Origin of the sequence: Saccharopolyspora terrae (genome assembly GCF_004348435.1) — a bacterium.
GTDB lineage: Bacteria > Actinomycetota > Actinomycetes > Mycobacteriales > Pseudonocardiaceae > Saccharopolyspora > Saccharopolyspora endophytica.
The window spans coordinates 141,527-155,143 of the sequence record NZ_SMKS01000002.1 but is presented as its reverse complement, the minus strand read 5'-3'; the positions used below and the strand labels follow the sequence as shown (position 1 = coordinate 155,143).

The 13,617-nt window shown below is 69.0% G+C and carries 10 protein-coding genes and 1 pseudogene; 7 read left to right on the top strand and 4 right to left on the bottom strand.

What is annotated here, in order from left to right:
- Together E1181_RS32500 and E1181_RS32495 are read right to left on the bottom strand one after the other, a co-directional pair.
- A complete protein-coding gene (locus E1181_RS32500; RefSeq protein ID WP_268952426.1) occupies positions 1-387 on the bottom strand; it encodes a 2-keto-3-deoxygluconate permease in 387 nt (128 codons plus the stop codon).
- Between the two features lie 76 nt (positions 388-463).
- A pseudogene (locus E1181_RS32495) lies at positions 464-925 on the bottom strand (2-keto-3-deoxygluconate permease); the annotation flags it as partial.
- Between the two features lie 251 nt (positions 926-1,176).
- Here E1181_RS32495 and E1181_RS02530 point away from each other — a divergent pair.
- Positions 1,177-2,010, top strand: a complete 834-nt coding sequence (locus E1181_RS02530; RefSeq protein ID WP_207921980.1) for a GntR family transcriptional regulator — start codon at positions 1,177-1,179, stop codon at positions 2,008-2,010.
- Between the two features lie 72 nt (positions 2,011-2,082).
- On the opposite strand, the gene lysX is transcribed toward E1181_RS02530, so the two are convergent.
- The gene (gene lysX, locus E1181_RS02525) at positions 2,083-5,448 is read right to left on the bottom strand and encodes a bifunctional lysylphosphatidylglycerol synthetase/lysine--tRNA ligase LysX (RefSeq protein WP_132672227.1); all 3,366 of its coding nucleotides are present in this window, start codon (positions 5,446-5,448) and stop codon (positions 2,083-2,085) included.
- 136 nt (positions 5,449-5,584) lie between these two features.
- On the opposite strand from lysX, the gene E1181_RS02520 reads away from it, so the two are divergent.
- From E1181_RS02520 to E1181_RS02505, 4 genes are all read left to right on the top strand, one after another.
- Positions 5,585-6,196: a DUF998 domain-containing protein gene (locus E1181_RS02520; RefSeq protein ID WP_165944501.1), complete on the top strand. Its 612-nt coding sequence runs from the start codon at positions 5,585-5,587 to the stop codon at positions 6,194-6,196.
- Positions 6,189-6,965: an alpha/beta fold hydrolase gene (locus E1181_RS02515; protein ID WP_132672225.1), complete on the top strand. Its 777-nt coding sequence runs from the start codon at positions 6,189-6,191 to the stop codon at positions 6,963-6,965. Before E1181_RS02520 ends, E1181_RS02515 begins: the two co-directional genes overlap by 8 nt.
- A complete protein-coding gene (locus tag E1181_RS02510; protein WP_132672224.1) occupies positions 6,962-7,330 on the top strand; it encodes a hypothetical protein in 369 nt (122 codons plus the stop codon). The genes E1181_RS02515 and E1181_RS02510 overlap by 4 nt, the downstream gene beginning before the upstream one ends.
- A 268-nt stretch (positions 7,331-7,598) precedes the next feature.
- On the top strand, positions 7,599-9,146 hold the full coding sequence (locus E1181_RS02505; RefSeq protein WP_132672223.1) for an AMP-binding protein: 1,548 nt from the start codon (positions 7,599-7,601) through the stop codon (positions 9,144-9,146).
- 22 nt (positions 9,147-9,168) lie between these two features.
- Here the strand turns inward: E1181_RS02505 and E1181_RS02500 are convergent, their stop codons facing one another.
- On the bottom strand, positions 9,169-11,055 hold the full coding sequence (locus tag E1181_RS02500; RefSeq protein WP_235875790.1) for an ABC transporter ATP-binding protein: 1,887 nt from the start codon (positions 11,053-11,055) through the stop codon (positions 9,169-9,171).
- A 546-nt stretch (positions 11,056-11,601) separates the two neighbouring features.
- On the opposite strand from E1181_RS02500, the gene E1181_RS02495 reads away from it, so the two are divergent.
- The gene (locus E1181_RS02495; RefSeq protein ID WP_132672221.1) at positions 11,602-13,017 is read left to right on the top strand and encodes a competence protein CoiA family protein; all 1,416 of its coding nucleotides are present in this window, start codon (positions 11,602-11,604) and stop codon (positions 13,015-13,017) included.
- 186 nt (positions 13,018-13,203) lie between these two features.
- Positions 13,204-13,611, top strand: a complete 408-nt coding sequence (locus tag E1181_RS02490; protein WP_165944500.1) for a PH domain-containing protein — start codon at positions 13,204-13,206, stop codon at positions 13,609-13,611.
- Positions 13,612-13,617 lie beyond the last annotated feature (6 nt).

Sequence of the window (13,617 nt, the reverse complement as noted above, 5' to 3'; positions counted from 1 at the left end):
TCAGGCCACGGCGTGGGTCGGCTGAAGACCGCCTGCGCGTCGAAGCGCCCAGGACGCTACGACGGGAGCGAGCAGAGCGGTGACGAGCACCGCCGTGGCCGCCTGCGCAGAGGCGGAGGCGACGAGCGGCTCGAAGCGGGGGTCGGCGGCGGCCACGGAGGCCGGTACCGCGACGGCATTGCCCGCCGTGGTGCCCGCGGCGAATCCGATGCCGCTCTTCGCCCCCCGGCGCAGCACGTAGCGGTACCCCAGGTACGTCAGGCCGCCGGTGATGACCACGACGCCCGCGCCGAGCACGATCCCGGCCAGTCCGCCGGTCACCACCGTTCGCAGATCGATCCCGGTCCCGACCGCGAACGACATGAACGGGATCACGATCGCGGGCACGTGGTCCAAGGCCCCGCGTCCACTCCTCGTCGAGGGCACCGATGATCAGTCCGAGGATGAACGGCACGATGGCGGCGACCAGCGCGAGCACCGGGATGTCGCCCAGCCCGGAGGCTCCCAGGAAGATCAGCGCCAGGAACGGCCCGTCGTCGAAGGCGCTGGCGACGTAGGCACCCTGATCGCGCTCGTCGCCGTACTCCCCGGCGAAGGCCAGCCACAGCGCCCCGTTGCTGTTGCCGAAGATCGCGAGCAGCGCCAGGATCGACACCCCTGCAACGCCGTCGATCCCGACGGTCAGGCCGAGCCCGACGGCGAGGCACACGGGCACCAGGGTCTTGCAGACCAGCACCGTGAGCGTGGTCGCGGCCGCTGCCTTGCCGCTGCGACTGCCGGTGATCTGTGCGCCCGTCGCCACGATGAGCACGGCGATCAGGGTCAGCGCGCCGTCCTTGAACAACGCGGTCGTGAAGCCACCGACCTCGAGCGCTCCTGGGGTGAGCGTGTTGACCAGCACTCCGATGACCAGCGGCACGAGCATGAGTCCGGCAGGCAGCTTCTGCAGGGTCTCAAAGAGGGGCACTCGCAAGCGGCGTTGCCGCGACTGCATCTTCGCCAAGGTCTCGACCTTCCGTCTCCTGAGCCTCCGTTGGCCCGGGCGCCAGTTGTGCGTACTTTTCGTACGTACTTTTCGGCGGTACCCTAGGCTTGGCGCGACGGCGTGGTCAAGAGGCATCTCACGCCGCTCGAAGCCGCCGCAGCCAGTCGCGCGACGAAGGAGTGCCCTTGCAGGTGGACGACGACGAGCCGCGCGTCGACCGGGATGACGAGCGGCCGCTTCACGTCCAGATCCAGGAGATCCTGCGCCACGAGATCCGCGACCGGCTCTCCCCCGGGTCGTCGCTGCCCACAGAAGCCGAGCTGCAGCAGCGGTTCGGCGTCTCACGCAGCGTCGTCCGGCAAGCGCTGGCAAGCCTGGCTTCCCTCGGCATCATCAGCCGGCAACGAGGACGCGGCAGCGTCGTGACCGCAGAACCCGTGCTGCACCGGCACGTCGACCGCGCAGGCGGACTGCGTGAGCAGGCCGAGCAACGAGGCCAGCAACTCCGGACGCACGTGCTCAGCGTCGAACGCGCGACGGCACCCGAGCCGGCGCGGGCGGTCCTGGGAACCTCGGAAGCGTGGAAGATCGAGCGGGTTCGATACCTCGAAGGCACTCCCGTCATCTTCATGCGAACCCTCGTGCCGCACGCGAGGTTCCCGCACTTCACCGCAGAACTGCTCGAAGGGGCTTCGTTGCTCGGCCTGATGCGCGAGCACGGCTGCATCCCCTCCGGAGGCCCGCGACAGGTGCAGGCCGTCCCCGCCGATCAAGACCTCGCACGGGCGCTCGACGTCAGCATCGGCGAACCGCTGCTGCTCCTGGAGGGAGTCACCCGAGATGAACACGGCGACGGCCTGGAATCGTTCAGCGTCTGGCACCGCGCCGGAACGGTGTTCGACGTGGATGCGCACGTGACATCCGAGCCCGCTGCCGTGGCGAGCCAGGACGATGTTCGCAGGCTGCGCCTTCTGGCGCAGGAACTCCACTCGACGCTGGCCCAGCTCGACGCGAACGCCCCCTGATCAGGTCACTCCACAGAGGACGGCGCTGGACCACGACTCGCGTACTCACCTCCACCACCCGGCGGCCGCATGTCAGGTGCGACCCCCGGGACGGGTCAGCGGAAACGGCAACGTGTCTCGAATCGGCCGACCGGTGAGCAACATCAGCAGGCGGTCCACTCCGAGCCCGAGTCCGCCGGTGGGCGGCATGGCGAATTCCAACGAGCGCAGGAAGTCCTCGTCCAACTCCATCGCCTCCGGATCACCCCCGGCCGCCTGCAACGACTGCTCGGTCAAGCGGCGGCGCTGCTCGATCGGATCGACGAGTTCGGAGTAGGCGGTTCCGATCTCCACGCCGAAGGCGACCAGGTCCCAGCGTTCGGCCAGCCTCGGGTCGTGGCGGTGCGGGCGGGTCAGCGGGGAAACATCGACGGGAAAGTCGGTGTAGAAGGTCGGGCGCGTCGTGCGGCGCTCGACCAAGCGCTCGTAGAGCTCGACCACGAACGCGCCACGTGGCCAATCCGGATCGCAGGCGACCTGCGTCCGCTCGCACAACGACCGCAACTGCTCCGGCGGGGTCTCCGGGGTGATCTCCTCCCCCAACGCCGAGGACAGCGCCTCGTGCACGGTGATCACCGGCCAGCTCCCGGACAGGTCGACCTCCTCGGCACCATCGCCGGTGCCCTGCCGCCGAGCTACCGGCGCCCCGTGCACCGCAGTGGCCGCGGCCTGCACGAGCTCTTCGCACAGCTGTCGCATCACCGCGTAATCGGCGTGGGCCTGGTAAGCCTCCAGCATCGTGAATTCCGGGTTGTGCCGGGCCGAAACCCCCTCGTTGCGGAACGTGCGCCCGAGTTCGAAGACCCGTTCCACCCCGCCCACGCACAGCCGCTTCAGGTAGAGCTCCGGGGCGATGCGCAAGTACAGCGGCATGTCGTAGGCGTTGATGTGAGTCCGGAACGGCTGCGCCGAGGCACCACCGTGCACGGGTTGGAGGATCGGCGTCTCGACCTCCAGGAACCGGTGTCCGGTCAGCGTCGAGCGCAACGCCTGCAAGGCGGCCGAGCGGGCCCGCAACATGTCCCGGGCCTCGGTACCGACGATGAGGTCCACCGAGCGCGCTCGGGATCGGGTCTCCGGATCGGTGAGACCGGCATGCTTGTCCGGCAGGGGACGCAGGCATTTGGACGCCAAGGTCCATTCATCGGCCAGCACCGTGGTCTCGCCGTGACGCGTGGTGATGACCTCCCCCTGCACCGAGACCTGGTCGCCGATGTCGATCTCGTTCTTCCACGCTCGCCACCGAGTCGTACCCGTGTCGGAGGTGGTGAACATGACCTGCAGGTGCCCGGACCAATCGCGCAAGGTGGCGAAGCACAACCGGCCGTGGTCACGCATCAACACGACTCGTCCGGTGACCGCGGTGCGTTCGCCGGTGCGGGTATCCGGTGCGGTTCCGGCATGCCGTTCGACGATCTCCGCGCAGGAATCGGTGCGCGGAACCTGCGCCGGGTACGGATCACCCCCGGCTTCCCGGATCTTGGCGACCGTGTCCAGGCGAACCCGCATCTGCTCGGGGACCGATCGCCGACCGGGCTCGTGCTCGTGCGGCTCGGTCTCCGGCATCCGGTCCTCACCCGGTGCGGCCGCGGCAGGGGTGGCGGTGCCACTCGAACCGAGCAGGGGTACGAACCCCTCGGCCACCGCCGAGGCGAACCCGACCCGGGCCAGATCGCGCCGATCGCCGAAACCGATGAACCGAGGCACCCAGTCGGGCTGGTACTTGGCGTTCGAGCGGTACAACGACTCCAACTGCCACCAACGCGAGAAGAACAGCAGGATCCCGCGCCAGGACCGCAGCACCGGACCCGCGCCCAACCGGGCGCCTCCTTCGAACACCTCTCGGAAGACCGCGAAGTTCAGCGAGAGCCGCTGGAGACCTGCGGGTGTCGCACCCCGCGCATGCCCTCCCGAACGCGCCAGGGAGCTGATCATCAACTCCACCAGCCCGTTGTCGCTCTCGGGCGCTCGGCGCATGGCTTCCAACGACAGGCCGGTGCGTCCCCACGGCACGAAGGACAGCATCGCGCACACTTCACCGTCGGTGTTCACGGCTTCGACCAGCACGCATCCGCCATCGGCCGGGTCGCCCCACCGGCCCAGCGCCATCGAGAAGCCGCGTTCGGTGTCGCTTCCCCGCCACCGAACAGCGCGGCGGGCGACCTCGGCCATCTCCTCCGCCGAGATCTCCTCCTGCCTGCGGATCCGCGCGCGGTATCCGGCGCGGTGCAACCGGTTCACCGCCTGGCGCACCGGCCGCATCTCGCGGCCTTCCAGGTTGAAGGTGGACAGGTCCAGAACCGCTTCGTCGCCCAACCGCAGGATCTTCAAGCCCGCCCGCGCGTAGGCGCGGGCGCCGCGCTCACCGGCGCCGATCACGGCCGGCCGCCAGGCGTAATCCCGGCACATCCCCAGCCACCGCTCGATCGCCGGTCCCCACGCTTCGGGGTCACCGAGCGGGTCGCCGCTGGCCAAGCAGACGCCTGCGACCACGCGATAGCTGATGGCGCCCTTGCCGCTGTCCGAGAAGAGCACCGCTTTGTCCCGCCGCGTTGCGAAGTACCCCAACGAGTCGACCTCGCCATGATCGGCCAACAACCGCCTCACGCGGCGCTCGTCGGCAGCGGGCAGGACCGAGGCGGTGCGCTGGGATCGGAAGAGCACCGCCAGCGTGGCGAACAGCGTGGCCATCCCGAACGTGCCGAGCACGAGGTTCACCCAGCCCGGAGCTTCCCCGGCTCGGGTGATGTCCAGGGTCACCGCACCTCCCAGGACTCGTTCGACCGTCCAGCTGAACTGGTCAGCGAAGTCGTGCAACGAGCCTGAGAACACCGTGACCAGTCCGTAGCCCAGCACGATGAACACCGCGGCGAGTCCGACGAACGTCACCAGCGCCTTGGGCACGCTGGCACGCTGCACCCGTCCGTAGAACTGCCGCGAGGCCAACCCCAGAACCACCATCGCGATCGCGGTGAGCAGCACGTTCGCACCCAGCGACCACCGCACACCGCTCGGCAGCACCTGCTCGACGAAACCCGGCTCCCACGGGATCGCCAGGGCGATCAGCAGCACCAGCCCGGACAGGACGAGTTGCAAGGCCAGCACCAGCAGCAGGATCCGGTAGGCGATGCGCTTGCGGCGTCCCAACGCCCCTGCCAACACCAGCAGGAAGGCCGCATACCCGAGGTTGGCGGGAGCGGGGAACAGCACCAGGTCGATGAACTCGCGCACCGGCTGCATCCCGCTCCGGAACGCCGCTCCGACAGCAGCCAGGGCGCACAGGACCGCGATGCACACCAGTGTTCCGGCAGCGATCCGTGGGACTCGAGCCGTCCAGTCCGGCTCGGTCGCAGGCCCCCACTCGCTCGTCGACCGGCCCACCGACGCTGCCCGACCCATCCGTACCTCCTCCGCTTAAGCTGGCATGCAGTGGACGATCGATGCTGACCTCACGACCCTAGGACAGTTCATGCTGGCCGACTCCGATGCCCGGGTTGCGGCCCGGTGGGAGGCACGTGCAGTCGCAGGATGCTGCGTGGGCGCCGCCGTCCTCTACAGCCTGTGGCTGCTGGGGCCGTGGATCAATCCGGATCTGGACGCGCTCAACGGCTACGTCAGCGAATTCGCCGCCCGTGACCAACCCGGTAGCCGGCTCTTCCGCTTCGGTGACGGACTCGCCGGGTTGCTGGCCGCCGCAGCCGCCGTGGCCGGGATCCGGTCCGGCGTCGGCGGGGTCGTGGGGTGGAGCGGTCTGCTGGTCTTCGGCGTCGCCACCGGGCTGGACGGTGCGCTGACCCCGATGACGTGCGCGAGCTACGTCGACTCGGGATGCGCCGTGCGAGAGCTCGTAGGAGCGCTCCCCGCCACCCACGCGGTGCACGAGATGACCAGCTCCGTTGCGGCGCTGGGCATGCTCGTGGCCATGGGCGGACTGGCCAAGTCCGGTACCGGGCCGCGCGCACGCTGGGGCTGGGCGTGGTGTGCGCTGACCGGGCTGGCGACGGTGGCGACGCTGGGAGCGCTGTGGATGGGCGCGGGAGCCGGGGTGACCCAACGAGTGCAGCTCGGCCTCATCGCGACGTGGCTGATCGCCCTGGCCGTCAACCACGCCCGTCGAACGCGATCCGCGGGTGGTGTCGATGTCTGAACCGCCCGCGGTGCTGCTGACCTCGGGAATGGCCGGTGCCGCCTACGACTGGGAACCGGTCCTGACCGCGTTGTCGGCGCATCGCGCGCATCGGCTGGAACGCCCCGGCCTCGACGGATGCGCACCTCGACCGGGGTTGCCCACCCTGGATGACGAGGCCGACCGGCTGAGCGCCGCCGCGGACCGACACGGCGGTGCGGTGGTGGTGGCGCATTCGGTCTCGGCGCTGCACGCCGAGGCGATGGGTCGACGGCATCCGAGCTCGCTGCGCGCGCTCGTGCTGCTGGACCCGAGTTGCGGCAGCGCTTCGCCGCACCCGGAGTGGTCGCTGCTGGCCGCAGAAGCGCTGGGCCGCCGTGCGGCGCCCTGCATCGCACCGTTCGGACCAGCCCTCTGGACGGCAGGCGCACGTGCGCAAACGTCCCGACCGCTGCCCCCGGCGGTGCGAGCGGCCGGACGTGCCCGATTCCGCTCACCGGCCGCGATCACCGCAGCGTGGCAGGAGTACCTCGCCTTCGAACCGATGCTGCGAGACCTGGCCGTGCTCCGACAACGCACGACGTTTCCTGCCGTACCCGTGTGGATTCTCACCGCCGTCGGGGGGATGCGCGCGAACGCGGCCGTGCGGTGGGCGAGGTGCCACACCCGCCTGGCACGGCTCTTGGGCGGTTGCCACCGCCTGCTGCCCCGCAGCCGGCACCAGGTGGCATGGGAATGTCCGGACGTGGTCGTGGAGACCATCGAGGCCGCGGCGGAAAGTGGGAGATGAGGACGGGACTGGCGCTGGCACTGGCAGTGGTCGCCCTGGTGGTCACCGGCTGCGCAGACCCGGCGAAGGCGATCTCGGCCGCCGGGTACCGCAACGCCGTATCGCTGGGCGCTCGGGTCGAGCTGGCCAAGCACGGCGTTCTGCTGCGAGATCGCCCGGCGTGCCGCAGCACCGGCGCCGAGAACGCCCACCCCGGCTCCGACTTCACCGTCGAGTGCACAGCTTCGACCCCGGACAACGCCGCGGTGACCGTGCACGGCGTGGTCACCGCAGCGGGCACCCCCGCCCAACGCGAGGACTACGCCCTCCGGCTCGACGGCAGGATGCTCCTGCACGTCAACTGCCTGGGCACCGGCTGCCGATGACGTCCGCCGGACAGCGTCCAACGGCTGGGACGGCAGGAGTCCGCAACGCGCTTGCATCACGGAACCGTCGCGGCGCTCTGGGCATCAATCCGCACGCCGTGGTACTTCTCCTCATGACCGAGAACTTGAGTACCAAGCCACTCCGCCAGCAGTTGCCTGACCGTCTCGCCCATCGACTGTCGCCCACAACTCAGTCCGCACACCGGCGATACCGGGCTCGGCGGTTCTTCAGACGCCGAGGCCAGGTCCCCGAGGAGATGATCCAGCAATGTTCGTCCCGTTCAGCGTCAGCGACTTCATCGACCGTGCGGTGCAGGTGTACGGCGACCGGGTAGGCGTCGTCGACGAGCCGGCGCAGCCGGCGGTGAGCCAGGGCGAGCTGACGTACGCGCAGTTGGGGGAGCTGGCGCGTCGTCAGGCCGCGAAACTCGATCAGCTCGGCATCGGTGTCGGCGACCGGGTGGCGATCGTGAGCCACAACAGCGCGCGGCTGCTCACGTCGTTCTTCGGGGTCAGCGGATGGGGGCGGGTGCTCGTCCCCGTGAACTTCCGGCTGCGGCCTGACGAGGTGCAGTACATCGTCGAGCACTCCGGCGCACGGGTGCTCTACGTCGATCCGGAGCTCGAGGAGGCGCTGGCGGGTGTCAGCTGCGAGCACAAGTTCGTGCTCGGCGACGACGAAGCGCTCTACGCGCCGCCGGGATCCGAACCCCAGGCCTGGGAACCGGACGAGTCGGCGACCGCCACGATCAACTACACCTCCGGCACGACGGCGCGTCCCAAGGGCGTGCAGATCACGCACCGGAACATCTGGGTCAACGCGCTCACGTTCGGGCTGCACGCCCAGATCAGCGATCGCGACGTCTACCTCCACACGCTCCCGCAGTTCCACGCCAACGGCTGGGGCATGCCGTTCGCCATGACCGGTGTCGGAGGGCAGCACATCATCCTGCGCAAGGTCGACGGAGCCGAGATCCTGCGCAGGGTCCGCGACCACGGCGTCACGGTGATGTGCGCTGCTCCGGCGGTCGCGCAAGCGGTGCTGGACGCCGCCCAGGACTGGGAGGGCGAGATTCCCGGCCGGGACCGGGTGCGGATCATCATGGCCGGGGCACCCCCGCCGACGAGGACGGTCGTGCGCGTGCAGGAGGAGCTCGGCTGGGAGTTCATCCAGATCTACGGCCTCACCGAGACCTCACCGCTGCTGACGGTCAACCGCACGCGGGCCGAGTGGGACGACCTCGACCCGGAAGAGCGTGCGCAGAAGCTCACCCGAGCCGGCGCACCGGCGCTCGGCGTACGACTGAGCATCGACCAGTCCGAGGAGGGGGCCGGCGAGGTGCTGGCACGCTCCAACGTGGTGCTAGAAGGCTACTGGGAGCAGCCGGAGGAAACCGAGAAGGCGCTCGACGGTGGCTGGTTCCACACCGGCGACGGCGGCTACCTCTCCGACGACGGCTACCTCACGATCGCGGACCGCAAGAAGGACGTCATCATCACCGGCGGCGAGAACGTCTCCTCGATCGAGGTCGAGGACACCCTGTTCTCCCATCCCGCGGTCGCGGAGGTGTGCGTGATCGGCGTGCCCAGCGAGAAGTGGGGCGAGACGATCAAGGCGCTCGTGGTGCTCGCTCCCGAGTCAGAGGGCACGCCCGAGATGGAAGCCGAGCTGATCAGGTGGTGCAAGGACCGGATTGCCGGCTACAAGGCACCCACATCGGTGGCCTTCCGCAGCGAACTCCCCCGTACCGCCACCGGCAAGCTGCAGAAGTTCAAACTGCGCGAACCCTATTGGGAGGGCCGCACCCAGCAGTAGAACCCGGTCCGGGGAACCACAGTCATTCTCGGCGTGGCGCCGTGCTGCAGTTGCGACAACTCGGCTCCGTTGAGTAGGCGCGGGCTTGGATGGTGAACAGCTCTCGGTACAGGCCGTTGGCTCTCATCAGTTCGTCGTGGGTGCCGGTTTCGGCGACGCGGCCTGAATCCATGACGACGATGCGGTGGGCGCGCCGGATGTTGGCCAGCCTGTGCGTGACGAGAACCGTGGTGCGATGGGCGTCGTCACGGGACCCCTTGGTCGCGCGCTGCAAGCCGGCGAACACTCGCGATTCGGCCTTCGCATCGAGCGCGGCGGTCGGCTCGTCGGCGATCAACACCGCCGCGTGATCGCGGAAGATCCCCCGCCCCACGCTGAGCCGCTGCCACGACCCGCCGGAGAGCTCATGGCCTCCTCGGAACTGCCGCGACAGAACCGTGCCCGGTCCTTGGGGGAGCTTGGCGAGGACCTCATCGGCACCGGACTCGCGCAACGCGGTCTCCCAGGTGGCACCGTAGGGCTCCGGCGCCGCGAGGTTTCCGATGCGGATGTTGGTGTCGGCGGTCATGGGCCACCGCGCGGGATCCTGGTCGATCAGGGCAACCTGCTCGTACACGCTATGAGCATCCGCTGTGGCCAGATCCACCTCGTCCCACAGCACCCGGCCCTCGGTCGGTGGGTACAGCCCCGTGATGAGTTTTCCCAGCGTGGTCTTGCCGGATCCGTTCTCGCCGACCAGCGCCACGACCTCACCGCGGTGCAAGGTCAGGTCGATGTCGACCAGCGCCGGTTCGTCGGCGTCGGGATAGGTGAACGAGACGTTCTCCAGCCGAATCGTCTCCGGGTTGCGGGGAACGGGCACACCGGTCGCGGGCCTGCGGCGCCGCGCCGATTCGGCGATGAGTTGGGTGTAGAACCGCAGGTAGAACGAGTGCTCGTAGAGGCGGTTGACCGACACCATCGTGGTCGACAGCGAACTCGCCGCAGCCCGCATCGCGATGACAGCGGCTCCAGCGATGGCCAGCGGCATCGCGCCGATGTAGAGGAGCACGCCGAGCACGCAGTAGGCCAGACCGGTGCCCGCGCCGGCCAGGGTGCGTCCGATCAACCGCGTCCAGGTCTGCCGGTGTTCCGCGCGGATCGCCTCCTCGGTGACCTGATCAGCGATGCGGCGATGTTCGGTCAGCAGCGAGTCCTGCAGGTTCAGCGCCGTGCGTTCCGTTCCCACATCCCGTGCGACCAGCAGGTTCTCCACGACGTGCAGCCGCAACCGGCGGGTCACCAGGCTCAGGAAGTTCACATAGCCCTGCTTCGCCGCGCGCATCGACGCCCACGCCTCGGCCACCGTGGGCACCAGGAGCGCAGGCAACAACCAGGGATTGAGCAGCGCCGCCGTGATCAGCGCAGCCGCCAGCGACACCAGCGCCGAGGAGATCGAAGCGATGCTGCGCACGCTCGACTCCACCGCCTGAACACCCTGATATCCGCCCTGCCGGGCCAGTTCCTGGAAGTCGGAATCCTCCCACGCCAGCAACTCGACGTCGGCCACTGCCGAGTTGAGCCGATCCTGGGCGGCGCGGCGCACCAAGGGCATCAACACCCCTTGCACCGCCGACACCGCGCTGTCCAGCAACCCGCGCAAGGCGAAAGCCACCACCACAGCTGCGATCGCCGGCAGCGACGCCACCACCCGTTCCGGCGTGGGCCCGGCCGTCAGCAGTTGCGTCAGCACCCCGGCCGTGGCGAACAGGCCGAACGCCGCCGCGCAGCCCGAAGCCAACTGGACCGCACCCGCCAGAACCGTCCTGCCCGGCGAAGCCCGGAACGACAGCCCGACCACCAGCCTCGCCGCCATCGGCAGCTCGTGGACCGTCTGCCACAAGCCCGCGCCGGCGACCTTCTGATCCACCTCCGCCCACCGCGGCGGCTCCAAGTCCTCGACACCGATCAGCGCCCCATCCGCCGACCTGGCTGTGCGTCGGTGTCCGTTCCTGCTCCCCAGCATGCAACTCCATTCCCGGGCCGCTCATCGGAAATCGAAGCACAGCCGTTGAAGTCGGGCGCTGCGATCTCCAGCACCAGCTCGGCGAACGTCTCTGGCGCGAACCCATCATCGCCGCTCGAGCAGCATCAGCGCATGCTTTTCAGCGCGGTATCCCTGGATCGCCACGATGAGGCCGCGGTTCGTCGTCTGGCCGACTGTTGCTCGGGTGGGCACCTGCGCGCCCTCCTTTCGCCTGCGGTTGAGGGTGTTCCCCGCTTCTCAACGCCAATGATGCACCCGCATCGCGTTTTTCACCAGAATCGCCGAATGGTGCGGCTGAACGGTTGAGCCGACACCAGGCGCGCGGCGCCCGGAATTCCTTGGGCCACCGATCGAGTCACCCCGTTCAGCCCAGCCGTGTCACCGACATGCAGCAACGCCCCGCAGTCAGCCACGACTGACCCCGGACCGATGTCGGACCCGCTGGTCACGATGGTCACGATGGTCACCAAGACGTACTTCGCGAGGCGAGGAGCGCTGCTCGTGACGGTGTTCGCGTTCTCCGATGACGACGACGGTGTCGATCTCGACGCCCGGCTTCCCGAACTCGGCCAACCCAGCGGCCATTTCGACCGGACCCGGTTCCACGAAGACCGCCACGGCAGCGGCCCAGGGCATCATCGGGGCCGGCGAGTGGCACGTTGCATCGAAGGCCACCGGGTCTACCTCAAACGCAACCCGCACCACGCGTCCTCACACCGGGAGGAACGAGACGAACACGGCTTCCACTGGGTCCACTTCCCAGGCGAGCAGGACTGCGCAGGCCACGCACCGGCCTCCCCTTCCGAAAGTCAAGAGCACAAGATCCTCAAAGCCCGCGCCGTCGTCGCCTTCCGCAGCGCAGGCAACGACCCGGTCCGCACCGAAGTGAACGGCACCAACCGCGGCTACCGCTCCGATGTGCAGTTCCAACGACCCGACGGTTCCCGGTTCGCCCTGGAGATCCAGGTCAGCGGTATCGACGCGGTCACCGCCCGGCGCCGCACCGACTTGACCCGCCGCGACGGCATCGAACCGCTGTGGCTGACCTCCCGCGCTGACGAGGACTGGCAGCAGTTGGTGCCATGCGTGCGACTGATCCGACCGCTCAGCGGCGACACCCGCCAACTCCGCATCGAACAGGTCGAGCTGTTCGTCACCGGAACCGTCGAGCCGTACTGGGAACCCTGCGACAACAGCCGGGGATGCTGGCGCCGCCGCCTGCACGGCACCTCCACCTGCCCCGAACACCTGCGATGGCGCACCACCACCGAGAGCTCCGGACAGGTCATCGACGAGGTGACCACCCGCTACATCGACACCGCCCAGATGCTCGGCATCGACACCTTCGCCGAGCGCATCACCCGCGGCGAACTCGTCATCGCCCACACCGCCCGAGACGACCGCCGCGGCACCTTCCCCGTCATCTCCACTCCCACAGCCCGGGTGGAAGCCCTCGACTACGCTCGCGAGCTCCAGCAATGGCGCGAGCACAACCGCCGAGACCCGCGCCTCAGCCCGGCCACCGCCTATTGCACCCAACCCGACCACTCCCCCGCAGACGACCACGACAGCCCCACCGCGCAAGACGCGATTCCCCCGCCATGGCAACCGCTGAGGGCTCGTGCCTGCGAGCTGGCTAGAGCACGCGGCGTCTGGGTCCGCCCAGTGCCGAATCCCTCCGGCCTTCTGGAACAATTACAACTCCCCGGAACCAGACTCGTGCGCGGCGAGCTCCTGCTCGTAGCCACGCACGCAGACCGGAAAACTCTCACCGAGGGCGGTCTCGACCCGCACCGGATCGCCGTAGCCGCTGACCCCACCACCACCGCACCGGAAGCCGCCTGAACCGGCGACCGCGGCTTCGGCGGGAACCACCTCGAATCGCCGCCGTGCCCGGGTGGACGGTGGAACACTGTCTTGGTGCATCCCGTTCCACCTCCTGCCGCGGCCACGTTCGTCATCACCCGCTCTCCGCACGCGTACCAGCGCGAACTCCGGCGCATGCGGGCTCCGATCATTGCTCAGGCCGTGATGGTCGTCATCGAGTTGGTGGCGGGGTCCGCGCTCACCGCACTGGGAAGCATCAGCGGGTTCGTGTACTTCCCTCTCGCTTTGCTCTTCGCTCTTGGCCTCGGCTTCTCCTTGCGCGTGTACCGGGTGCACGCCGCGATGCGCGGTCTCCAGCTGGTTTTCGCTCCCGACGGGGTGACCTACGTTTCGGATGCGGGTGCGTTCACAGCACCCTGGGCCGCGGTGAAGCGAGTTCGCCTGCGGCGGGGCCGGTGGATCTCGGTGCGTGTGCCGCACTGGGGCGGCCCGATCGGTGGCTTCGGCCTGGCCGGTGAGCTGATCATGCCGCTCGGAGACACGGGACTGAGCTGGCACGACATCCGTGGCGCGGTCACCTGCATCAGCAATGGCACGGTGACACCGCCCTGACGCTGG

Bases quoted from the DNA above. Each gene is read 5' to 3' on its own strand.
- lysX (WP_132672227.1), bottom strand. From the start codon at position 5,448: ATGGGTCGGGCAGCGTCGGTGGGCCGGTCGACGAGCGAGTGGGGGCCT.
- E1181_RS02515 (WP_132672225.1), top strand. From the start codon at position 6,189: ATGTCTGAACCGCCCGCGGTGCTGCTGACCTCGGGAATGGCCGGTGCC.
- E1181_RS02510 (WP_132672224.1), top strand. From the start codon at position 6,962: ATGAGGACGGGACTGGCGCTGGCACTGGCAGTGGTCGCCCTGGTGGTC.
- E1181_RS02505 (WP_132672223.1), top strand. From the start codon at position 7,599: ATGTTCGTCCCGTTCAGCGTCAGCGACTTCATCGACCGTGCGGTGCAG.
- E1181_RS02495 (WP_132672221.1), top strand. From the start codon at position 11,602: ATGTCGGACCCGCTGGTCACGATGGTCACGATGGTCACCAAGACGTAC.
- E1181_RS02490 (WP_165944500.1), top strand. From the start codon at position 13,204: ATGGTCGTCATCGAGTTGGTGGCGGGGTCCGCGCTCACCGCACTGGGA.